Annotated in this window: 22 protein-coding genes and 1 pseudogene; 20 read left to right on the top strand and 3 right to left on the bottom strand. The window is 60.7% G+C overall.

Annotated features, from left to right (window positions below; all coding sequences use genetic code 11):
• Positions 1-223: 223 nt before the first annotated feature.
• Both ATK06_RS11010 and ATK06_RS01190 read left to right on the top strand, forming a co-directional pair.
• Positions 224-1,543 (top strand): hypothetical protein, encoded by a 1,320-nt coding sequence (locus ATK06_RS11010; protein ID WP_143341367.1) that lies wholly within the window; start codon positions 224-226, stop codon positions 1,541-1,543.
• Entirely contained in the window at positions 1,544-1,807 is a 264-nt protein-coding gene (locus ATK06_RS01190) for a hypothetical protein (RefSeq protein ID WP_048381538.1), read from the top strand.
• Between the two features lie 149 nt (positions 1,808-1,956).
• Here ATK06_RS01190 and ATK06_RS01185 read toward each other — a convergent pair whose 3' ends face one another.
• The gene (locus ATK06_RS01185; RefSeq protein ID WP_098388699.1) at positions 1,957-2,808 is read right to left on the bottom strand and encodes a dienelactone hydrolase family protein; all 852 of its coding nucleotides are present in this window, start codon (positions 2,806-2,808) and stop codon (positions 1,957-1,959) included.
• Between the two features lie 149 nt (positions 2,809-2,957).
• Here ATK06_RS01185 and alr point away from each other — a divergent pair.
• The 12 genes and pseudogenes from alr to groL form a co-directional block, all read left to right on the top strand.
• Positions 2,958-4,055: pseudogene (alr, locus tag ATK06_RS01180) on the top strand (alanine racemase); the annotation flags it as partial.
• 24 nt (positions 4,056-4,079) lie between these two features.
• Positions 4,080-4,538 (top strand): tRNA (adenosine(37)-N6)-threonylcarbamoyltransferase complex ATPase subunit type 1 TsaE, encoded by a 459-nt coding sequence (gene tsaE / locus ATK06_RS11380; protein ID WP_231913601.1) that lies wholly within the window; start codon positions 4,080-4,082, stop codon positions 4,536-4,538.
• Positions 4,517-5,251: a class I SAM-dependent methyltransferase gene (locus ATK06_RS01175; RefSeq protein ID WP_161796015.1), complete on the top strand. Its 735-nt coding sequence runs from the start codon at positions 4,517-4,519 to the stop codon at positions 5,249-5,251. The genes tsaE and ATK06_RS01175 overlap by 22 nt, the downstream gene beginning before the upstream one ends.
• 4 nt (positions 5,252-5,255) lie before the next feature.
• Complete coding sequence (locus ATK06_RS01170; protein WP_083986193.1) at positions 5,256-5,894, top strand: vitamin K epoxide reductase family protein; 639 nt, start codon at positions 5,256-5,258, stop codon at positions 5,892-5,894.
• 132 nt (positions 5,895-6,026) lie between these two features.
• Positions 6,027-7,685, top strand: a complete 1,659-nt coding sequence (locus ATK06_RS01165) for an aspartate:alanine exchanger family transporter (RefSeq protein WP_048381537.1) — start codon at positions 6,027-6,029, stop codon at positions 7,683-7,685.
• A 78-nt stretch (positions 7,686-7,763) separates the two neighbouring features.
• Positions 7,764-9,029 (top strand): alpha/beta fold hydrolase, encoded by a 1,266-nt coding sequence (locus ATK06_RS01160; RefSeq protein ID WP_098388698.1) that lies wholly within the window; start codon positions 7,764-7,766, stop codon positions 9,027-9,029.
• Between the two features lie 30 nt (positions 9,030-9,059).
• Entirely contained in the window at positions 9,060-9,725 is a 666-nt protein-coding gene (gene tsaB / locus ATK06_RS01155; protein ID WP_048381536.1) for a tRNA (adenosine(37)-N6)-threonylcarbamoyltransferase complex dimerization subunit type 1 TsaB, read from the top strand.
• On the top strand, positions 9,712-10,206 hold the full coding sequence (gene rimI, locus ATK06_RS01150) for a ribosomal protein S18-alanine N-acetyltransferase (RefSeq protein WP_048381535.1): 495 nt from the start codon (positions 9,712-9,714) through the stop codon (positions 10,204-10,206). Before tsaB ends, rimI begins: the two co-directional genes overlap by 14 nt.
• Positions 10,207-11,253 carry a tRNA (adenosine(37)-N6)-threonylcarbamoyltransferase complex transferase subunit TsaD gene (gene tsaD / locus ATK06_RS01145; RefSeq protein ID WP_048381529.1) on the top strand — a complete coding sequence of 349 codons (1,047 nt, stop codon included), beginning with the start codon at positions 10,207-10,209 and terminating at the stop codon, positions 11,251-11,253.
• 155 nt (positions 11,254-11,408) lie between these two features.
• Positions 11,409-11,813, top strand: a complete 405-nt coding sequence (locus tag ATK06_RS01140) for a hypothetical protein (protein WP_048381528.1) — start codon at positions 11,409-11,411, stop codon at positions 11,811-11,813.
• A 138-nt stretch (positions 11,814-11,951) separates the two neighbouring features.
• Positions 11,952-12,251: a co-chaperone GroES gene (gene groES, locus ATK06_RS01135; RefSeq protein ID WP_048381526.1), complete on the top strand. Its 300-nt coding sequence runs from the start codon at positions 11,952-11,954 to the stop codon at positions 12,249-12,251.
• Positions 12,252-12,262: 11 nt separating this feature from the next.
• Positions 12,263-13,879, top strand: coding sequence for a chaperonin GroEL (gene groL / locus ATK06_RS01130; RefSeq protein WP_048381524.1), 1,617 nt, complete (start codon positions 12,263-12,265; stop codon positions 13,877-13,879).
• A 78-nt stretch (positions 13,880-13,957) separates the two neighbouring features.
• Here groL and ATK06_RS01125 read toward each other — a convergent pair whose 3' ends face one another.
• Positions 13,958-14,248 carry a WhiB family transcriptional regulator gene (locus ATK06_RS01125; protein WP_048381523.1) on the bottom strand — a complete coding sequence of 97 codons (291 nt, stop codon included), beginning with the start codon at positions 14,246-14,248 and terminating at the stop codon, positions 13,958-13,960.
• Positions 14,249-14,604: 356 nt separating this feature from the next.
• Between ATK06_RS01125 and ATK06_RS01120 the strand changes: the two genes are divergently transcribed.
• Both ATK06_RS01120 and ATK06_RS01115 read left to right on the top strand, forming a co-directional pair.
• Positions 14,605-15,222, top strand: a complete 618-nt coding sequence (locus ATK06_RS01120; protein ID WP_098388697.1) for a sigma-70 family RNA polymerase sigma factor — start codon at positions 14,605-14,607, stop codon at positions 15,220-15,222.
• Positions 15,223-15,225: 3 nt separating this feature from the next.
• Complete coding sequence (locus ATK06_RS01115; protein WP_098388696.1) at positions 15,226-16,029, top strand: DUF7547 family protein; 804 nt, start codon at positions 15,226-15,228, stop codon at positions 16,027-16,029.
• 44 nt (positions 16,030-16,073) lie between these two features.
• Here ATK06_RS01115 and ATK06_RS01110 read toward each other — a convergent pair whose 3' ends face one another.
• Positions 16,074-16,448 (bottom strand): DUF5319 domain-containing protein, encoded by a 375-nt coding sequence (locus tag ATK06_RS01110; RefSeq protein ID WP_197712607.1) that lies wholly within the window; start codon positions 16,446-16,448, stop codon positions 16,074-16,076.
• 138 nt (positions 16,449-16,586) lie between these two features.
• Here ATK06_RS01110 and guaB point away from each other — a divergent pair, with 138 nt between their 5' ends.
• The 4 genes from guaB (at position 16,587) to guaA (ending at position 22,543) form a co-directional block, all read left to right on the top strand.
• Positions 16,587-18,113, top strand: coding sequence for an IMP dehydrogenase (guaB, locus tag ATK06_RS01105; protein ID WP_048381963.1), 1,527 nt, complete (start codon positions 16,587-16,589; stop codon positions 18,111-18,113).
• Between the two features lie 15 nt (positions 18,114-18,128).
• Positions 18,129-19,256: a GuaB3 family IMP dehydrogenase-related protein gene (locus ATK06_RS01100; protein WP_048381521.1), complete on the top strand. Its 1,128-nt coding sequence runs from the start codon at positions 18,129-18,131 to the stop codon at positions 19,254-19,256.
• A gap of 147 nt (positions 19,257-19,403) precedes the next feature.
• On the top strand, positions 19,404-20,714 hold the full coding sequence (locus tag ATK06_RS01095) for a PAS domain-containing protein (RefSeq protein ID WP_098388695.1): 1,311 nt from the start codon (positions 19,404-19,406) through the stop codon (positions 20,712-20,714).
• A gap of 269 nt (positions 20,715-20,983) precedes the next feature.
• On the top strand, positions 20,984-22,543 hold the full coding sequence (gene guaA, locus ATK06_RS01090) for a glutamine-hydrolyzing GMP synthase (protein WP_048381520.1): 1,560 nt from the start codon (positions 20,984-20,986) through the stop codon (positions 22,541-22,543).
• Positions 22,544-22,615 lie beyond the last annotated feature (72 nt).

Here is a 22,615-nt window from a genome sequence, read left to right as displayed (position 1 = left end):
TGGAGGCACTCCGATGAGCTTCTTATCAGGATATGGGCGCGCAGCGAGAAAGCTCAGTTCGGCTTCTCAGGGAAAGTACGCCGGCCCAAAGGTGCCGCAGAGCGCTTTGGAAAAAGACGTCGCAAAAACTCAAGGCTTAGATCCCGGGCAACTGGCTAAAGAATCGTCGAAAGCTAAAGGGCGGAGTACACCTGGGCGAGCCCGTGGCCCGGCGGGTTTTCTCGTGTCTATTCTGCTTGACCTGGCTAGTGGTGTCATCGCCAGGTGGATTTCTGGCGCGGTTAATGACTGGTCAGGTGGCAAGGAAGAAACCACAAAAATTGCCGCCGACGGAAATTCTGCAGCGGAGTCCGCGAAAGAAATAGATCAGGTTTCCCAATCCGGGATGACAGAAATCGTAGCTGCCCTAGAGAAACTCATCGACCAACTAGCGGCGCTACTATCACACTGCGATCCGGTCCGCGATGAGCAGTTGATTGCCCAATGCGTTGATGCCGGCGACAAACTCATCAACGAAGCTGCTGCATGCATCAAAGATGTGTGTACCGCCCGCGATGAAGCATTGGACGGATGCTTTGGTGAATTAACCGTCCGCATTGACGCGTGTTGCGCCGTGGTGTGCCAGGAGAAAACGCAACCAGCAGCGGTTTCAGAATGTGGGACGCCTACTGCTCCGGCTGCTGCGGCACCGCCTGCCACACAGGAGCAGGTTCCAAGTCCGCAGCCGTCTAGCCCACAACCAACCACTCCAGCGCCTGCGCAACCGACGCCAACAGTTCCGGCTGGCAAACCCGAGTGCCCGCAGCCTTCGCCACCTGTGACCCAGCCGTGCGACGCAGACCGACCCAAATCTGAGCCGTGCCCACAGCCTGAGCCTAAACCCCAGCCTGAGCCACGTCCGACGACGCCTGCGACAGTCTGCCCACCAGAGTCGGCACCTCCAGTGCCGGAGAAGCCTGTCTCAGAGTGTCCTGAACCTCAACGTCCAACGCCACAGACTCCGGCTGCGCCACAGCCGGAACCCTGCCCAGAAGAACCAGAATGTACCCAACCGCCAGCAGACGAATGCCCGCCACCCGAGTCCGAAGGATGTGTGCCCGATAGCTGTACAGGAGTATTGGGTGCGTTGGGCGTCGGCGTAGCGGTGGTTGTCGTCGCAGCTGTTGTCACGTGCTTGGTTGACCTCGTAGAAAACTGCGACTTCCCAGTTCCAGAACCGGTCCCAGAACCATTGCCCGAACCGGTCCCAGAACCAGCGCCAGCGCCAGCCCCAGCACCAGTTCCCAACTTGACTGACCTGGACAAAGTACCAGAACCGCCAGCACCGGCAGCCAAGCAAGCAATGATGGCAGCGCAGGCCTCCCCAGCACCGGCAGCAGCAGCTCCAGCACCGGCGGCGGCTCCCGAACCAGCGCCAGCACCGGAGTCAGCGCCCCAACCTGCGCCGACGCCACCTCCTGCGCCGACTCAGGTGGCTCCACAGCCTGTGGCCGCAGTGGCAAGTTCGGTGGGATCAAGCGTGAAGAAAGTAGGACAGTGGTAAATGGATTTTCAAGATTTTGCCGAAGCATTCCGCCGACGTACGGAAGAACGGATGCAGCAATTTGAACGTGAAGTGATAAAGGCCCAGCGTGATATCACCGCGGCGCATAAGCAACGCAAAGCCCCTGAACCGAGCGCATTGTATCCGAGGACACCGAACTGGCAGAACCCAGACGTGCAGCAGACCGGACGGCCTATGGATGTGGGGCAGCGTCGTCCGATGCGAGGCATTGTGCAATCCAAGACGCTGGGCCAAGCGCCCTAGCCGGCCAGCCGGCCAACCAGCCAGCCAGCCTCAGTCAGACGGCTAATGCACGCCCAAAACGCAAGACCCGCGGTCGGACGTACTTATCCAATCGCGGGCGGGACCTCCCCGGCGTCGGCTTCACACCAGCGCACGCAGGGGCGCACATTTTAGAACGGCAGGGATAGGTTTTTGCCCTGTTGTTCGTCGAGTTTCTCTTGGAGAACATCACCGTCGAGGGACTGGACGTTCTTTGCTTCCACCATCGGTTCGGAGAATGCGGAAAACTTCTTCTGGCCATCCAGCTGGTGCAAGAGGTAGCCAGTGACTAGGCCACGGGCGGTTTCCCGAGCGCTCGTTTGCGGTTTAGCTAAGCCAACGAGCAGCTTAAACATGGTGTTCTCAGAGAATCCCTGCTGGTTTCCGTTTTCGATCTCCCGGTAGGCAACGTCGCCCTTCCAGGCGTTGGCAATTTCTACGGGGTTGCCGGCCTCGATAAGGGCGTTGTCGCCGGAGGCGATAATCAGCCCGGGTGCGTCGACGTTCTTAGCAGCTGCAGTGTTGGAAGGAGCGGTGACGGAAGGGTAAATCGCAGCGACGGCGCGAACCTTCTCGTTGCCTGCGGCGGAAAGGATTGCGCATCCTGCGCCCATGCCATGCCCGATAACACCAATCTTCTTCGGGTTCACGGTGACGTTGCCGTGGCCTAGTTTGACGCCTGCCAAAATCTGCATCGCGGATTCGAGGTCGGCGGAAAAACCACGGTGGTCGGGGCTAAACCCCTTTTCCGTATTCGGCGCGGCAACTGCGATGCCCCACGAAGCAAGGTGACGCAGTGTTGCGTGGTAATGCTTGATGTCTGTCATCCAGTCATGGCCGAAGGCCACAGCAGGAACACCTTTGCCTTCGGCCGGGGTGTACACCTTCCCGTGTAGACCTGCGTAATCCAAGTCACCGACGAGCACGCGGTGCGGTCCGCGCTTGGACAATTTGGACAGCGGTTTCTTCAAGTTTTCAGCCACGCCTTCCAAGGATAGTCAAGAAGCAGACCCAAAGGTAGTAGAGCCGTGCGTGGGATGGAGGTGGCACAATGGGAATTATGTCTGAAAACCATGAGTCCACCGACGTTTCGCAGCACCTGGCTGGGGGAGGGGTCGCGGCGTCGAGAAGCATGATTGTCACTCGCGTTAATCTGGACGCAATCGTGCACAACACGCGCGTAGTCAAGGACCTGGTTGGTCCAGATGTGCAGCTCCGCGCGATTGTGAAGGCCGACGGCTACCACCACGGTGTGGGCCCGACTGCGCACGCAATGCTCGAAGGCGGTGCAGACGCATTCGGCGTTGCGACGTTACCTGAAGCCCTTGAGCTGTGCGAGCTCGGTATTGAGGCGCCGGTTTTGGCGTGGATGTGGACCCCGGATACTGATCTGCGTGAGGTGGCCGCACGGAAGATTCAGATTGCGGTGACGTCGCAGGCACACGCCCAGGCCGTGCGCACCTTCGTGGATAATTCCCAGGTCGCGGAGCCGGTGGAGGTCTACATCATGGTGGAAACCGGGATGCACCGCAACGGTGTGGAGGCCGGCGAGTTCGAAAATGTCGCTGAAATGTTGCGCGCCGAAGGCATTACTGTCCGGGGGCTCATGAGTCACCTGGCCTGCGCGGATGATCCCGATAACCCGGAGACGACGCGTCAGGGGCAGCGTTTCCAGGAATTCATAGACAGGGGCCGGGCCAAGGGGCTGGAGCTGAAGGAGAATCATCTGTGTAATTCGCCGGGTACGCTGACTCGTCCTGATTTGCACCATGAGATGGTTCGCCCAGGTGTGGCGCTCTACGGTTTAGAGCCCATCCCGGGCAAGGATCATGGGTTGCGTCCGGCCATGCAGTGGGAAGCGCCGGTGCTGCGTGTGAAGCCGATTACGCAGGGGGAGGGCACCTCCTACGGTTTGACGTGGCAGGCCCCGGAGGACGGCTACTTGGCCGTCGTGCCGATGGGATACGCCGACGGAGTGTCGCGTTCCTGGCAGGGGCACTTGGAGGTCACTGTCAATGGTCACCGTTACCCGCAAGTGGGCCGGGTGTGCATGGATCAATTCCTTATCTTCTTGGGCTCGAATCCACATGCGGTTCAGCCGGGAGACACGGCAGTAGTGTTCGGGCCTGGCGATCAAGGTGAAATGACAGCAACCGAACTCGCCACAGCCACCGGCACGATTAATTATGAGATCGTGTGTTCCCCGCAAGGGCGCACCGCCATCGAGTACGAGCATCGCCGGCGTACGGAGACGATGGAGGACACACAGGAACTTGCCGCCGAGTTGGCGGCCCGGGTCCGCGCCGGTGACGTGGTAATTCTCGACGGCCCTCTAGGAGCCGGCAAGACTACATTTACCCAGGGTTTCGCGCGAGGGCTCGGGCCCAAGGGGGTTACGGGCAAGGTCACATCCCCGACGTTTGTCATCGCCCGTGAACACCCCTCAGCCGGTGGCGGGCCGAACCTGGTCCATGTGGATGCCTACCGACTGCTCGGTGAGGACCCATCCCAGGCCGATCCGTTGGGCGAACTCGACGCCCTGGACTTGGATACTGCGCTTGACGATGCGGTCGTTGTCGCTGAGTGGGGTGGCGGTTTGGTGGAGCAGCTGGAGGACCGTTACCTGCTGGTCCGCTTCGACCGCGAATCAGCCGTCGCCCAGGACCCGGACTCGGAGGCACGCTTCATTTCGTGGGAGTGGGTGCAGCGGTGACTTTCTTCGAGGCAGGCGCCGATTATGCGGCCTTCCGTCCGACGTACCCTGCGGACGTCGTCAAGCACATCAGGGAGCTTGCGCCGCAGGCTAGAGTGCTTATCGACGTCGGCGCCGGCACCGGCCAGCTGACCGCTGAACTGCAGCGTGACTTTCTGCTTGCGGTGGGGGTCGATCCTTCGCTGAGCCAGGCACACGCCGCCGGCGGTGTCCCAATGGTCGTGGCTACCGCGGAGTCGCTGCCTTTCGCCACGGAATCCGTGGACGTTATCACAGTGGCGCAAGCTATTCATTGGGTTGATGTTCCTGCGTTCCTTGCAGAAGCGCGCCGGGTTGCACGCCCGGGGGCACTGTTGTGGATCGTGTCGTATGGGGTCGCGCAGCTGGATCCGGGCGGGGGCTTGGAGCAGGTGTTCTCCGATTTTTATTGGGGCCCGTTCCACCGTTTCTGGGAACCGCAGCGCAGCATTGTTGATGATGAACTCCGGTCTGTGGAACCGTTGATTCCTGGGGCGATCCGTGAGGAAGAATTCCTAGACCAACACATGACGTGCGAGCAGTTCGTGGGTTACCTGAATACGTGGTCGTCGGCGCGTTCGCCGGAAGCGCGTAGCGAACTGGACGCGTTTGTCGGGGAGCTTTCCGCGCAGTGGACAGATGGCCAGACACGTTTGGTACGTTGGCCGCTGACTGTGCTGCATACTACGCTGTGAACCTATGACATCGCAGTATCCGGTGGCCACGCATGAGCACACCGCAGCACCTACTCCGCCAACTTTGGAAACCCGCCCGAAGCCACCACTGTGGTTGGGCATCATCTTCACCGTCTGCGGCCTGTGGGGGCTGGTGCCGTCCGCGCGTGTCTTGCTGGACCAAATTGCGGGCTTGAAAGATCCGAACTTCGTCGCAGTGTGCGATTACAATGCGGTTTTCTCCTGCACAGATGTGATGCGTTCCGACGCCGCCACAACCTTTGGTATCTCTAATTCGTTCTATGGCCTTGCCGGTTTCGGTGCCGTTGCCGCGCTGGGTGTAGCGATGCTCGCCGGCGCACGCTTCGCGGGGTGGCTGTGGTTCCTCATTGGCGTCGGCATGACGGTTGTCGTGGGCTTCTGCATGTACTTAGCGGCGCACGCCATCTTCACCCTTGGCGCACTGTGCACAAACTGCATTCAGATTTGGGCAGCGGCCATCATTTTATTCTGTGCCACGGTCGGTTTTACGTTCCCGGCCTACGGCGGGGATAACGCCATGACTCGTGCTGCCGGCAAGTGGTGGTGGGCGCTAGCCGTGGTCTGGATGGTTGTTATTGGTGTGACGATGCTCGTAGTTTTCCGCGACTTTTTCTTTAATTAGTTCCGAATATGTCCGAAAATTGGTGAAATCGGGCATATTCAATTCCGAATAAAAGCAAACGGCTGCTAGGATTAGACCGACATTTAATCCTGCGGGTGCGGGTATGCACACGCATTCAAGAGGTGGTGTGCCGTGGTTCTGGATTTTCTCGCAGAACAACCATTAGTCGCGTTGATCGTCATCCTGGTGGCAGGTTTGGCAGTCGGCAAAGTTAAAATTTGGGGGATCTCACTCGGGGCGGCGGCCGCGTTGTTCGTGGCTATTGCTCTCAGTGCATTCAACCCAGAGATTCAAATTCCTCCACTGATTCACCAGCTGGGCTTGGCGCTCTTCGTGTACGCCATCGGCCTCAGCGCGGGTGAACAATTCTTCCGCGAATTCCGCACCCGTGGCTGGCGTCTGACCCTGTTCACCGCCATTGCCGTGGTGGCGCTCGGTGGCCTGGCCTACGGGCTCGTGCGTAGCTTTAGCTTGGATGAAGTCTCTGGTGCCGGTATGTTCGCCGGCGCGTTGACTTCCACGCCAGGTATGGCGGCGATCGTGGCCGCAATGGAAGACATTGATATGGGCCGCGCCGCCGATGCCGTCGTCGGCTATTCGCTGGTCTATCCCGGTGCAGTGCTGGCGTGCATCATTATCGCTGCCGTGGGTGCCGCGATTCTCAAGGTTGACCACGTCAAGGACGCAAAAGATGAAGGTCTTATTGCTGCGCCGCTGGAATGGCGCACCGTGCGCATCGCGGAGCACGCAGCCGCGCTGAAGGGTACGGCTGCGGATCCGGAGGCACCTGCTGGTGCGCCGTCGCCGACTGTTCGTCGTTTGGCGCAGTTGACGGGGCAGCGGATCGTCGGCACCCGCGTCATCGAGGGCAAGACGCATCGCCTGGCCAACCCGGCCGAGCCCCTGCACCCGGGTATGGAAATTATGGTCAACGGCACTGCGGAGGCTCTCGACGCCGCGTTCCCGCAGTTGGGCGAAGAAACTTCGGTGGATCTGCCCCGCGATGGCCTGGAATTTGCTTCGGTGACCATCTCTTCTCCGAAGATTGCTGGCATGCAGATTGGCCAGCTGGATCCGTACGCTAATGGTTTCAGTATTGCCCGCCTGCGCCGTGGCGATACGGAGGTCGTCCCGGACCCGCATGAGACGCTGCAGTACTCGGACCGCATCCGCGTGATTGCCGCCCCGGAGCATATGCCAAAGGTGCATAAGCTCTTCGGTGACAGTGAAAGCAAGTTGGCGAACGTGGACTTGCTGCCGTTTATGTTCGGTCTGCTTGTTGGTTTGCTGTTGGGCTTCGTTCCGATTCCACTTCCGGGTGGTCATGTGCTGTCGCTCGGCGGCGGTGGCGGTCCTATCGTCGCGGGCCTTATCTTCGGTGCGTTGAACCGTACGGGCAAGGTCAGCTGGCAGGTTCCGTACCACGCAAACCGCACGATTTCGGCGCTGGGGCTCTCGCTGTTCTTGGCTGGCGTGGGTACGAGCGCGGGTGCTGGTTTCCGTTCCGCTATGACGGACCCGAAGTCCCTGGTGTACATCGGTGTTGGTTTCATTCTGACCATCGCTGTATGCGCGCTGTCGATCGTCGTGGGCATGTACCTGCTCAAGCTGCGCTGGGATGAGGCCATGGGCGTGGCCGCGGGTATCTGTACGAACCCGGCGATTATTGCGTACCTCAATGGTCAGACTGGCACGGAGTTGGCCCAGCGTGGCTATGCGACGGTCTACCCAACGGCGATGATCGGCAAGATTATTGTGTCGCAGATGTTGCTGTTGCTCCTGCTTGCATAAGCGCTTTCCCGAGGTCGGCCGAGGCCGACCTCGGACATTCCCTAGACCAACGGTGGCAGCCACACTACACTGTGGAAAATGACATCTCTGCCAGCGGTCACGTTTACTAAAAAATATCAGCTCGGTTCCCTTTTCTACCGGGAAGTTCACATCACGCAGCCGGTCCGTCCGGGTGGTGCGGACGGACCTGTGGGGACCGAGCTTTCTGTTGCTAGCCGAATCGTGTCCCGGAAGGGTGGGGAGGACCTCCCGTACCTCCTTTTTCTGCAGGGCGGTCCTGGGATGGAGGCCCCGCGCCCGTTCCATGATCCGTCGCAGCCGTCGTGGTTGCCCGTGGCTTTGGAGCGTTACCAGGTGGTCTTCATGGACCAGCGGGGTACGGGTGAATCCTCGCCCATTGATTCGCGCATTTTAGATCAGGGCACGGCCGCCGAGGTTGCGGAGTACCTCACGCATTTCCGCGCGGACGCCATCGTGCGCGACGCTGAGGCGTTGCGCACTTTCTTGGGCGTGGAGCAGTGGGCATTGCTGGGCCAATCTTTTGGTGGGTTTACGTCGGCGCACTATTGCATGAGCCATCCGCAATCTCTTTCAGCTGTCTTCTTTACCGGTGGGCTGCCGGCTTTGGGCCACTCGGTTGAGGATGTGTATCGCCGCACGTTAGCTGCTGTGGATGTGGAGGCAGACCGCTATTTCACCCGGTTCCCGTTCCATCGCAGTGTGTGGGATGACCTTCTTTTGCAGGCCATGAAGGGAGACATCGTGCTGCCCACGGGGGAGGTGGTCAGTGTGTCGCGTCTGAAGTCGTTGGGCATGTTATTGGGTTCGACGCATGGGTGGCAGCGCCTGCACGGGCTTTTAGACCAAGACATGGGCAGTGACCGGTTCCTGTACGACCTGGCCGATGCCCTTCCGTATAGTCCCCGGAACCCGCTGTATGGGGTGTTGCATGAATCGTGCTGGGCCGATGGGCAGGCTACGAGTTGGGCCGCCAGCCGTGTCTCGGAGAAGCCGGTGATGACTGCCGAGCACGTGGATCCTGCGTGGTTTAACACGGTGCCCGGCTGGAAGCCGTGGAAGAAAGTAGCGGGCATATTGGCGAATCATCCGTGGCCGCAACTCTACGATGCTGATTTGTTGCGAGCCTCGCAGGTTCCCGGCGCGGCGGCGATTTATGTGGATGACATTTTTGTTCCGCTGGAGACCTCCCTTGCGACCTCGCGCCTGATGCCGCGGGTGAAGAACTGGGTGACCAGCGAATATGCCCACGACGGTCTGCGGGTTTCTGGCGGGAAGGTGTTGGCTCGCCTTTTTGAGCTTTTCGACGGCACCCGCGCCCGCTAAGTCCGCCCGCATGGGGGCTATGCTGGGTGCGTGTTAATTTTAGCTGTGGATACCGCCACCCCAGATCTCATCGTGGGAGTGGTGTCAACGGAGACCGGTGCTGCAGTCGCTGAGGCTTTTGAGCCGCATGTGAAGGGCCATAATGAGCTCCTGGTTCCCACCATTAATAAGGTCTTGGCGGAGGCTGGCTGTGAGTACGCCGATCTTGGGGGAATTGTGGTGGGCGTGGGTCCCGGTCCGTTCACGGGTTTGCGCGTGGGTATGGTCACGGCCGCTGCGATTGGCCATGCGCGCGGGATCCCGGTGTGGGGTGTGTGTACCCATGACGCGATTGCAGCGACCATGCAGCTGGAGGGGTCCGCGTTGGTGGCCACCGATGCGCGCCGTCGTGAAATCTACTGGGCAGCCTACGCCGATGGCGCCCGCACGAGTGGCCCGGATGTGGTCCGCCCGGGCAACCTGGACAGTCCGCTGACGGAATGTGTGGTCATCCCGGAAAAGTTGGCCACGCAGCTCCCGGAGCAGTGGCAGCAGGTACCTACCCGCGAGCCGAAGCTGAGTGCTGCCGGCTTGGTCGCTACCGCCGACCTGAACTCTGAGCCCGGCCCGCTGGAGCCGTTGTACCTGCGTCGCCCGGATGCGGTCCCGCCGAAGCAGCAGCCAAAGTCGGCGGCGATTCCTGATGTCGCACTCTAAGCCAGAGTTTCGCCCGCTCACGAAGGCGGATGCGGGGCGCTGTGCGGAGTTGGAGGAAATCCTATTCCCCGGTGACTCCCCGTGGCCCAAGGAAGCCTTCGAGCACGAACTAATCCAGCCGCGTAACACGTATCTTGGCGCAACCATCGAAGGAAAACTCGTGGGCTACGCTGGCCTCTCCCAGGCCGGGCCGCAGGCCTTCCCGGAGTTTGAAGTACACACGATTGGCGTGGATCCCGCCTACCAGGGGCATGGCCTGGGGACGGCGCTCTTAGACCAGCTCACAGATATTGCTGACGCCGCCGGCGGGCCCATATTCCTCGAGGTCCGCACTGATAACGCCCCAGCAGTCGGGCTCTACGAAAAAGCTGGTTTCGTACGCCTCGGGATTCGGAAGAACTATTACCCGCAATCTCATGCTGATGCCTACACTATGAAACGCGAACCTCGCCCCAACGAGGCCCTCAAGGAGAATGCGTAGATGATTATTGCCGGAATTGAAAGCTCCTGCGACGAAACCGCCGTGGGCATCCTTAACTTGCACGAAGACGGCGCGCTCGAGCCGTTGGCGAACGTTGTGGCTTCGTCGATGGAGCAGCACGCCCGCTTCGGGGGAGTGGTCCCGGAGATTGCATCGCGTGCGCACCTAGAGGCCATGATCCCGGTGATGGGTGAAGCTTTGCAGCAGGTGGGCGTCGATAAGCCTGATGCGGTGGCCGCGACCGTAGGGCCTGGTCTAGCTGGTGCTTTGCTGGTAGGAGCCTCGGCGGCGAAGGCTTATGCCGCGGCGTGGGGCGTTCCTTTCTACGGTGTGAACCACCTGGGTGGGCACGTCGCTGTGGCGAACTTGGAGGGGCAGACCCTGCCGCATGCGGTGGCGCTGTTGGTCTCCGGCGGGCACACGCAGCTGCTCGAGGTCGACGCGGTGGGCAAGCCCATGCGGGAGCTGGGAAGCACGCTTGACGACGCCGCCGGCGAGGCATACGACAAAGTGTCACGACTCCTCGGGCTGGGGTACCCGGGTGGTCCGGTTATCGACAAGTTGGCACAGCGCGGCAATCCGAAGGCGATCCGTTTCCCGCGCGCTTTGACGCGCAGGGTTGATGAGGAAAAAGGGCACCGCCATGATTTCTCTTTCTCTGGTTTGAAGACGGCCGTGGCGCGCTACGTGGAGAAGGCTGAACGCGAAGGCGAGGTCATCAGCGTTGAGGACGTGTGTGCGTCCTTCCAAGAGGCGGTAGCTGATGTTCTCACGATGAAAGCCGTGCGGGCCTGCGAAGATACGGCAGCCCGGGTGCTACTCCTCGGTGGTGGTGTGGCCGCGAATTCACGGCTGCGTGGACTGGCGGAAGAGCGCTGCGCAGCCGCTGGGATTGAGCTGCGGGTACCCAAGTTCTCCTTGTGCACGGATAACGGGCTGATGATCGCAACGCTGGCCGCGGAGCTTATTCATGCGGGCGCGCAGCCCTCTGACCTGACTGTGGGTTGTAACCCCTCGCTAGAGGTTGAGACCCCGATTGTGAACTAGGAGGCAGTAGGGTCAGATAAACGCCAGATGACGGCTGGGTGAAATCTTTGTGGCATGCGCTGCGGGTGGCCGTCGGAAGCCTTACGGTAGTCGATGACCTGCACCTATCGCTTCACGCGAAGGGCTTACAATGTTTCTACCCAGACTGGAGAAATATGACCGCCGGAATCCTAGTTCACCCCGATGGGCGTACCGAAGCCATCTCTTTCGATGCTGCCAATCCACTGACCGTCGTTGGTCCCGAGCCCGAGATGGCAGCGGCAGCGTTTAGTGAAGAAACCACCTCATGCCGCATGGTTTTTAGCGCCGCTCCCGAGCCTGGTTCGGAGCCGAATGCGATTGCATCGTTGGCGCGGCTGGAAGCAGCGACGGGTAACTCTCGCTTTTTCTTGGACCCCACCCAAGCGGTCGCGGGCGTGGCCGTATTCTTCGCTGCGTCGGAGGAAGAAATTGCAGAAGGCATTGCTCAAGCGGCGCGCGCGGTGGAGAATTATAAGGCGGATTTCCCGCAGGAATTCCAGCTGTGGCACAACGCGGTGGTGAACCTCGAGGCCTACTAGACGCCGTTTCCGCACTGTGGGCCGAGTGTTGTTGAAACCTAGCACTCGCAGGGGTAGAGTGCCAAACAGAAGCGGGGCCATTTTTTGAGGTTCCGCCTCAGCACAGATTCACTAATGAAACACACTGGAGGAATGACAGTGGCAAACGTCAACATCACCCCACTTGAAGACCGCATCTTGGTTCAGATTAACGAGGCCGAAACCACCACGGCCTCCGGTCTTGTTATCCCAGATTCCGCGCAGGAGAAGCCGCAGGAAGCAACCGTCATCGCAGTCGGCCCAGGCCGCTTCGACGACAAGGGCGAGCGCATCCCTGTCGACGTCAAGGAAGGCGACGTCGTGATCTTCTCCAAGTACGGCGGAACCGAAATTAAGTACAACGGCGAGGAATACCTCATTCTTTCCGCACGCGACATCCTCGCAACCGTCGGCAAGTAAGGCGGTGCCACATGGCAAAACTTATTGCATTTGATCAAGAAGCACGCGAAGGCATCCAGCGGGGCGTCGATAAGCTGGCTGATGCAGTCAAGGTCACCTTGGGCCCGCGCGGCCGCAATGTGGTCCTGGACAAGGCTTTCGGTGGCCCGACCGTCACGAACGACGGCGTGACCATCGCCCGTGATATTGACCTCGAGGATCCCTTCGAGAACCTGGGCGCACAGCTGGTGAAGTCGGTTGCGATTAAGACCAACGACATTGCCGGCGACGGCACTACCACCGCAACGCTGCTGGCACAGGCACTCGTTGCTGAGGGCCTGCGCAACGTCGCAGCCGGCGCAAACCCGGTAGAGCTGAACAAGGGCATCTCCAAGGGTGTTGAGCTGGTCGTGGAGAAGTTGCGCGAGCGTGCAACCCCTGTTTCCACCACCGCAGATATTGCAAACGTAGCGACCGTGTCCTCCCGCGACCAGGTTGTCGGCGACATTGTCGCTGGCGCCATGGACAAGGTGGGCAAGGACGGCGTGGTGACCGTCGAGGAATCCCAGACCATCGAGTCCACCCTGGACATTACCGAAGGCATTTCCTTCGACAAGGGTTACCTCTCGCCGTACTTCGTCACCGACCCGGAGTCTGGTCAGGCAGTCCTGGAAAACGCACAGGTCCTCCTGGTGCGCAACAAGATTTCCTCCCTGCCAGAGTTCCTGCCGCTGCTCGAGCAGATCGCGCAGACCGGCAAGCCCACCCTGATCATGGCCGAGGACGTCGACGGCGAACCGCTGTCCACCCTGGTTGTGAACTCCATCCGCAAGACCCTGCAGGTCGTCGCGGTGAAGGCACCGTACTTCGGGGAGCGCCGCAAGGCATTCATGGATGATCTGGCAGTTGTCACCGACGCAACGGTCATCGACCCTGAGGTTGGTGTCACCCTGCAGGAGGCTGGCCTGGACGTGCTGGGTTCTGCACGCCGCATCACGGTAACCAAGGACGAGACCGTTCTGGTTGAGGGTGCTGGCTCCGCGGAAGCTGTCGAGGCACGCCGCGAGCAGATCCGTCGCGAGATCGAAAACACCGACTCCACCTGGGACAAGGAAAAGGCGGAAGAGCGCCTGGCCAAGCTGTCCGGTGGCGTCGCAGTGATCCGCGTCGGTGCAGCAACCGAGACCGAGGTTGGCGAGCGCAAGCTGCGCGTCGAGGACGCCATCAACGCTGCACGTGCTGCAGCGCAGGAAGGCATCATCGCTGGTGGCGGTTCCGCACTCGTCCAGATTGCTGAGGAACTGCGCGAATACGCCGCGCAGTTCGATGGCGAAATTAAGGTCGGTGTCTTGGCATTGTCCCGCGCACTGTCCAAGCCAGCGTTCTGGATCGCAGAAAACGCTGGTGTCGATGGCGCAGTCGTGACCTCCAAGATTGCTGAACTACCCAACGGCGAAGGCTACAACGCCGCGACCCTCGAGTACGGAAACCTTATTGAACAGGGCATTATCGACCCCGTCAAGGTAACCCACTCCGCAGTGGTCAACGCTTCGTCCGTTGCCCGCATGGTCCTGACCACCGAAGCATCTGTTGTGGATAAGCCCGCAGATCCCGAGGAGCAGGCAGCTGGCCACGGCCACGCCCACTAAGGGCTACTACGCGTTTAAGCCCGCACGGTTCTGCAGGAACAGTGCGGGCTTTCTGCTGTGCGGGGCAATGATTCGGCGCTATGCGGTCACGCGCGTGCGCCCGCGCAAGATGTCGTTGCGCTCGCCCTCGCTTAATCCACCCCAGATGCCGTAGGGCTCGGCCACGGCGAGGGCGTGCTCACGGCACTGCGAGAGGACAGGACAGCCACGGCAGATGGCCTTGGCTTGTGCTTCTCGACGCCACCGCGCCCGCCCTCGTTCGCCGTCTGGGTGGTAGAACACGTCGGAGTCTTTGCCTCGGCAGGCGCCGTGTAGTTGCCAGTCCCAGAAGTCTGCGTTGGGTCCGGGGAGGACTGAAGGGGCAGTCACGTCGTTTTCTCCATTTCTGTGCCACTATTCGGCCACGTTTGGCCGGTGCTCGGCCGAGTTGTGGCCGGTGCGGGGGACAGTGAGTAGGGTGGCGCAGCGATGTGAACGGTTGCTAACTGAACGTTAATTTCCTATGAAATCCGCGGATATGCGAAGTAATTTCTCCAAAACTTAGCAGGTGTAACCCGCCTTCACCTGCATAAATACTACCAATGCGGCGAAGATGAATAGTGGGTGAATTCTTGGCTACTCGGCCTGCGGGGAGCGTGGACGTCGTGTAGCGGTCGAAGTTCCCAGCCCCTGTGCCCCGCTATGTTGGTTTGTGGTCTCGTATGCGATAATGGCGGGAGTTATTCATGCGGAGAGGAGGCGAGGCTGTGGGCGCAGCGGACGAGCATTCGAGCGCTCAGGCTTCGTCGGTGGTTGTCAACGACGTCGAAGAGTACGTCGTCGCCGCAGTCGGTGGGGATAAAAAGGCGCTACACCACCTTCTCCAGGAGATTTACCCGCCCGTATTGCGGTATGCGCGCGCTCGCATCGGAGGGGGAAGGACACCCACTGCGGAGGACGTGGCGCAGGAAGTCTGCCTGGCGGTGGCGCAGTCCATCGGCCGGTACGTGGACCGGGGCCGGCCATTCATGGCGTACGTGTACGGGATCGCCTCCCACAAGGTTGCCGACGCGCACCGATTCATGGGCCGCGACGCGATGCAGCCGGTGGAGGAGGTGCCTGAGCACACGAGTCACCGTGATCTTCCGGAGGATTATGCCCTGGAAGTCGACGGAAGTAACACTATGCGCCGACTTCTCGATGGTTTAAGTGAGAAGGCTCGCGACATCATTATTCTCCGCGTTGTGGAGGGGATGACCGCGGAGGAAACTGCGCAGATTGTGGGCTCGACGCCAGGCGCTGTGCGGGTTGCGCAACACCGCGCATTAGCAACGTTGCGCACCATGTTGGAAAAGGGAGAATAGTCGATGACACATCGCGGACAGGATGGTCCGGATCAGCTGCGTGCATTGTTCGACGATGATGCAGCACTCGACGCCATCGGGCGGGGACGCACCCCTGATGATGAGTTAGGCCAGCTGTTGGCTTCGCTTCGCGACGACGCCCGCGCCCCCCACGCCCCCTTTAACCCGGACGTGCTTGTGGATGCCCAGAAGGGGGAAGATGCTGCAGGCCTCCCAGCAGACGAGTTGTCGGAACGCCGAGGCCGGCGTGGTAGGCGCACCCGGAAGCCAATGAGTGCCCCAGTCGCGGGAGTAATCGGCGCTGCAGCTGCATCAATCGTTATGGCTATCGGCGGTTTCGCGTTCCTCGGCCCGGCGCAGTCCGCGCAGGAAGCCCGGGTTGTGGAGCTTGCCTCCACGCTGGAGGAAATCGATAGTAAGGCCGGGGAAGGCGACATGGATGCCACCCGCTCCCTGCTTGCAGAGGCCCGCAACCTGGTCGCTGAACTAGACCGCCGTGATGGGCGTGCTGAGCGCGATGAGAAGCCGACCACGCAGACGTCGACAAGCACCCCAACCTCCACGGAACCCGAATCCACGGACAAGAAGGAACCGGCAGCCCCACCAACGGTGACGGAAACCGTGACCGTGACGCATACGGTGACCCCATCGCCGGCGCCGCAGCCAGCGCCAGCCTCGAGTACGCCAGCACCGCGGCCGCAGACCAGCCCGTCCGCGAGCCCGACGGCCACGCCGACGCAGCCTGCTCCGGACGTCCCGTCCCCGGCGGCGCCTGCACCGGCAGAACAATCACCGGCAGGGGAATAAAAAGAGCTCGCGCACTGTAGTGAACTGTGTGCGAGCTTTATTGTTTAGTTCGTGTCCTGCAGGCCGTGCAGGTAACCCAGGGCATAGTCCCAGGGCACGTATCGGTTGGGGTCCGGTTCTACGCTCGGCTCGTGGACGGGGGCCAGGCTATTCGCGATGGTGGCCTTGAGATTTGATTCGATGATGTCCCAGTCGAAGTAGTGGACTTCTTCGCAGTCCTCGCAGTAGAAGAAGACGCCTTCGATCCCGCGGGGGCGCAGCAGCTTTTTAAATTCAGCCACGGATTGCAGATCGTTGTGCAGGGCCAGGAAATCTTCGGGGGTCAGTGGGGGAGCTGCTGGTTCGGAAAAGTCATCAAACAGATTCGCCGGATCATTGGGGTCATTGGCGAATGGGTCTGGTGGCAGCTCGTTATACATGCCCGCGATACTAGTCCATCATTCGGGCGATGGTTATTAACCCCGTCTGCCCAGTGTCTGGGTTCGGATGTAAAGTTATGGCAATAAGTCACCACGTGAGGACTTTTCCGTGCGGAAATCTTAGGAGAGAGTATGGCAATGGCAGGACAGGACGGGCGCGTACACACCGGTGGGGACGACCCGAACAAGATCATTCTCAATGGGCTGACGTTTGATGATGTGCTGCTGCTCCCGGCAGAATCGAATATCGTCCCGTCCGAGGTAGAGACGTCTTCGCAGTTCACCCGTAATATTCGGCTGGGTATTCCGATTGCGTCGGCTGCGATGGACACCGTGACGGAGTCCCGCATGGCTATCGCGATGGCCCGCCAGGGTGGTATTGGTGTGCTGCACCGCAACCTGTCCTCGCAGGAGCAGGCTGAGCAGGTGGAGATCGTGAAGCGTTCCGAATCCGGAATGGTCACCGACCCCGTTACGTGTACCCCCGACATGACCATTGGTGAGGTAGACGCACTGTGCGCCCGCTACCGCATTTCGGGTCTGCCTGTCGTCGATGGCGATGGTGTCCTGCTGGGCATTTGTACCAACCGTGATATGCGTTTCGAACCGGACGTCAACCGCGTGGTCTCTGAGGTGATGACGAGTATGCCGCTCGTAGTGGCTCATGAGGGCGTCACTAAGGACGAGGCGTTGGCGCTGCTTTCTGCGAATAAGGTGGAGAAACTTCCGATCGTCGATAAGCAGAATAAGCTGGTCGGCCTTATTACTGTGAAGGACTTCGTCAAGACGGAGCAGTACCCGAACGCGTCGAAGGATGCGTCTGGTCGCCTGTTGGTGGCTGCGGGTATCGGCACTGGTGAGGAGTCCTACGAGCGTGCTGGCATGCTTGTCGACGCCGGCGTGGACGTCCTTGTCGTGGACTCCGCACATGCACACAACAACCGTGTTCTCGAGATGGTGTCGCGCGTCCAGAAGGATTTCGGTGACCGCGTGGACATTATTGGCGGCAACCTGGCTACCCGCGAGGCCGCGAAAGCCATGATCGACGCTGGTGCCGACGCCATCAAGGTTGGTATTGGCCCAGGTTCGATTTGCACCACCCGCGTTGTTGCTGGCGTGGGCGCCCCGCAGATTACGTCCATCCTGGAAGCATCCGTGCCTGCCAAGGCAGCTGGCGTTCCAGTCATCGCTGACGGTGGCATGCAGTTCTCTGGCGACATCGCTAAGGCGCTGGCTGCTGGTGCGGACACCGTCATGCTGGGTTCCATGCTCGCCGGCACCGCCGAGGCACCTGGCGACATCGTGGTCGTCGGCGGTAAGCAGTACAAGCGCTACCGTGGCATGGGCTCCATGGGCGCTATGCAAGGCCGTGGCCTCACCGGTGAGAAGCGCTCCTACTCCAAGGACCGCTACTTCCAGGCAGACGTGAAGAGTGAGGACAAGCTGGTCCCAGAGGGCATTGAAGGCCGCGTCCCATTCCGTGGTTCCATCGACGCAATCACCCACCAGATGGTCGGTGGCCTGCGTGCTGCGATGGGCTACACCGGTTCCGCAAACATCGCTGAACTGCAGACCAAGCGCTTCGTCCAGATCACCGCCGCTGGACTGAAGGAATCCCACCCGCACGACATCACCCAGACTGTCGAAGCACCTAACTACCGCTAATCGCAGGAGAACACCATGCGTGATTACGTTGATATTGGACTCAACAAACGTGCCCGCCGCGTCTACGGCCTATCCGACATTTCCATCGTGCCGAACCGCCGTACCCGTTCCTCGAAGGACGTAGACACAACCTGGCATATCGACGCCTACCGGTTCGACATCCCACTCATCAGCCACCCAACCGACGCCTTGGCATCCCCAGAGTTCGTCATCGAGATGGGCAAGCAAGGTGGCCTAGGCGTGATTAACGCCGAGGGCTTGTGGGGACGCCACCGCGACTTGGACGCAGCGATTGCGCAGGTCCTCGAGGCCGCCCAGAACGAACGTGAAGGTTCCGAATCCAACAAGGTGCTGCAGGAACTCCACGCCGCACCACTGGACCTTGACCTTCTGACCGAACGTATCCAGCAGGTCCGTGAATCCGGTGTGACCGTTGCCGTGCGCGTCAGCCCGCAGCACGCTCGCGAGCTGGCCGAGCCAGTGATTAAGGCGGGTGCGGAACTCCTGATTATCCAGGGCACCGTGACCTCCGCGGAGCACGTGGACAGCACCGGCGAGGCGCTCAACCTGAAGGACTTCATCGGCAAGCTTGACGTACCGGTGATTGCTGGTGGCGTCACCGACTACACCACCGCATTGCACATGATGCGCACTGGTGCCGTGGGCGTGATCGTTGGCGGTGGCGCAAACACCAACGACATCGCGTTGGGCATCGAAACCCCGCTAGCCACCGCTATCGCCGATGTTGCTGCCGCGCGCCGCGAATACTTGGATGAAACCGAAGGCCGCTACGTGCACATCATCGCCGATGACGAGTTCTACACTTCCGGCGACGTCGTTAAGGCACTAGCCTGCGGTGCGGACGCCGTCATGCTGGGCGCGTTGCTCTCCACTGCTAACGAGGCTGCCGGCAAGGGTGCCTACTGGCCGACCGCTGCCGCACACCCGCGGTACCCGCGCGGTTGGGTGGAAACCAATGACTTTGGTTTCGACCTGGCACCACTCGAGGTCATTCTGCACGGGCCGTCCGCGGACCCGATGGGTCGCCACAACATTGTGGGCGGGCTGCGTCGCGCGATGGCAAAGTGTGGTTACACGGACGTGAAGAGTTTCCAGAAGGTAGAACTCAACGTACTCCGTTAGGGGGTAGTGCGCGCCGCTAGTTCGCGCGGAGCACCACCTTTGACCGGCGGGCATAGCATAAAGCTATGTCCGCCGGTTGTTCTATTAGGGCTGAATGTTTAAGCTCTAGTAAGCAAATTCTTAGGTATGAATGTGAGGAGCAGCCCCGTGGCAGCGAACAACCCAGTTGGCGTAGATGATGTGTTCTTCTCCACCACTGATGAAAAAGGACATATTGAGCTAGCCAACGACGTGTTCGTCCGGCTGTCCCAACACTCCCGGGAGGAGCTCGTCGGGGCGCCGCACAACATTATCCGTAATGATTTCATGCCAGCCGGCGCCTTCCACGCCATGTGGGCCACCCTTAAAGCGGGCAAGCCGTTCGCCGCGTACGTGCGCAACGCAGCAGCAGACGGCAGCCCCTACGACGTGCTGGCAACCGTCACCCCCTTGCGCGGCGGCGGATATCTTTCCGTACGTACCTGCCCGCTGACCGCATCCGCAGATACGGCGTGGAGCCTCTACGAGCAGATTCGTGGCATTGAGAAGGAGTGCACCGCCGCCGGCGTGAAGCGCGCACAGATGGCTGAGGCCTCGGCGGGCCACATCGTGGCTGCGCTCAAGGAACTGGGCCTGGATAGCTATGAGCAGTTCCAGAACCGCATCATGCCAGCTGAAGTGCTCGAGCGTGAGAAGCAGTCGCAGGGGTTGAACCCAGGCTCAGGCGAGGTTGCGACCGCGATTGCTGCGATTCACGAGAAGCTGGGCGTATGGATGGACCAGCAGGAAGCGCTCATCGCCACGGCGGAAAAGATTGCCGAAAGCTCCGCTGAACTGGCCCAGGAAGCAGGCGTTGGTGCACAGATCAGCGAGCAGATGGCGCAACTCGACGTCGAAGGCCCGCAAAGCACCCTGCTGCTGGCGCCGCTGCGCACGTGGGCTGGCATGCACGGCATCGTGGACTCCTACTTGGATGAATTGCAGGAGCTGGCAGATAAGCTGGTGGAATCTGCGCACAGCACGCGTTTCAGTATCGCGCTGGCGCGCCTGCACGCGACGGTTGCCACCAAGTACGCCACCGAAGTGGAGGGTAAAGGCCAGACTGACGGCAATGCGGCGAAAGCGCTCAAGGTGCTGGCCATGGCCCTCGAGGATGGTATCCAGACCATGCGTGACCAGCTGCGCAGCTACGACTTGCTGGCTGGGCGCCTTTCCAAGCGGTTGGCGTCGGTCAACCGCATTATGGAACCACCGCGCGAGATGATTTCCAGTTGGCTGCAGGTGACAGATATTTCAGGGTTTAGCGACGCCGCACGGGCCCTCGTGGATTCCGTGGCAGAAGCAGTGGAAGCGTCCAATACGGCTACCGCGGCGATGCAGTCCGCTGTGGAAGCACTGGAAAACTCCGTCGAGGATGACGCTGAGGCAGCCCAGGAACTGTCCGTGATGATCACGAAGGTTGTTTCGGCCGTCGCTTAAGTCTTGTCGGGGGTGGGGCACGGCTCGGCAGAGGTGCCGGGATGTGGCCGGGCCCCGGGCTGTGAGTTTCCTGTAAGTTGCCTTGGCACGTTCGGGGTGCCAAAATCCGCACTTTTTCGTGAATATAATCTTTTTGGCCCCTCAAACTAACCAGCATCCTCGTGCGATCCCCGTGCGATCCCCGCGCGGCGGCCGGAGTTGCTCGCGCGCCCACCTGTCGTTATAAACCGTCTTTATAAAGCGTGAGCTGTGCGGTAAGGTTACCTTCCGTGACGCAGCGAAATACACATCCCCGCCCAGTTTTAGTCGTTGACTTTGGCGCCCAGTACGCGCAGCTTATTGCCCGCCGTGTGCGTGAGGCCAAGGTGTACTCCGAGGTCGTGCCGCACACCATCACGGCCGCTGAGGTCAAGGAGAAGAATCCGGTAGCCCTCGTGCTGTCCGGTGGCCCTTCTTCCGTGTATGCGGAGGGTGCTCCGCAGCTGGACCAGGAGATTTTTGAGTTGGGCCTGCCGATCTTTGGCATCTGCTACGGCTTCCAGATGATGACGAAGGCGCTCGGTGGAACCGTCGAGGCCACGGGTAAACGCGAGTATGGCCGTACAGACATCACGGTGTCCGGCGGTGTTCTCCACGAGGGGCTGGCAGAAACCCACAAGGTGTGGATGTCCCACGGCGATTCCGTGTCTCAGGCACCGCAGGGATTCACCGTCACCGCTTCCTCGGAGGGCGCACCGGTTGCCGCTTTCGAGGATGTGGAGCGCAAGATGGCCGGCGTCCAGTACCACCCGGAGGTGCTGCACAGCCCGCATGGCCAGGAGGTTCTGACCCGCTTCCTCGACGGCATTGCTGGCCTGGAGCGTAATTGGACTGCGGAGAACATTGCTCAGCAGCTTATCGACGACGTCAAGGCCCAGGTTGGCGAGGGCAAGGCAATTTGCGGCTTGTCTGGTGGTGTGGACTCTGCTGTGGCTGCGGCTATCGTCCAGCGCGCTATCGGTGACCGCCTAACGTGCATCTTTGTGGATCACGGCCTGCTGCGTAAGGGTGAGCGCGAACAGGTGGAAAAGGATTTCGTGGCTTCCACCGGCGCCAAGTTGGTGACCATGGACGAGCGCGCTGCCTTCCTGGACAAGTTGGCTGGCGTGTCCGAGCCTGAGGCGAAGCGTAAGGCTATTGGTGCGGAGTTCATTCGAGCATTCGAACGCGCCGTCGCTGGCGTTTTGGAAGGCGAGCAGGTTGATTACCTGGTGCAGGGCACCCTGTACCCGGACGTCGTGGAGTCCGGCGGAGGTTCCGGTACTGCGAATATTAAGAGCCACCACAACGTCGGCGGCCTACCTGACGACGTCGAGTTCGAGCTGGTTGAGCCACTGCGACTGCTGTTTAAGGACGAGGTCCGCGCGGTTGGCCGCGAACTTGGCCTGCCTGAGGTTATCGTGAACCGCCAGCCGTTCCCGGGCCCAGGTTTGGGTATCCGCATCATTGGCGAGGTCACCCAGGACCGTCTGGACCTGCTACGTGAAGCTGACGCCATCGCCCGCGAAGAGTTGACCAAGGCCGGCCTGGATGACCAGATTTGGCAGTGCCCAGTGGTCTTGCTTGCCGACGTCCGCTCCGTCGGCGTCCAGGGCGACGGCCGCACCTACGGCCACCCAATCGTGCTGCGCCCGGTAGCTTCCGAGGACGCCATGACCGCCGACTGGGTCCGCCTGCCGTACGACGTCCTAGAGACAATTTCTACGCGCATCACCAACGAGGTGCCTGACGTCAACCGCGTGGTCCTGGACATCACGTCCAAGCCGCCAGCCACCATCGAGTGGGAATAAGGTTATAAACCACTAATACTCATGCCGAAATCAACCGGCATGAGTATTTTTCTAGCTAGGCAAAAAGGAGTT

Origin of the sequence: Corynebacterium renale (genome assembly GCF_002563965.1) — a bacterium.
In the GTDB taxonomy this organism is placed as follows: Bacteria; Actinomycetota; Actinomycetes; order Mycobacteriales; family Mycobacteriaceae; genus Corynebacterium; species Corynebacterium renale.
This window is presented reverse-complemented; position numbering and strand designations above follow the sequence as displayed.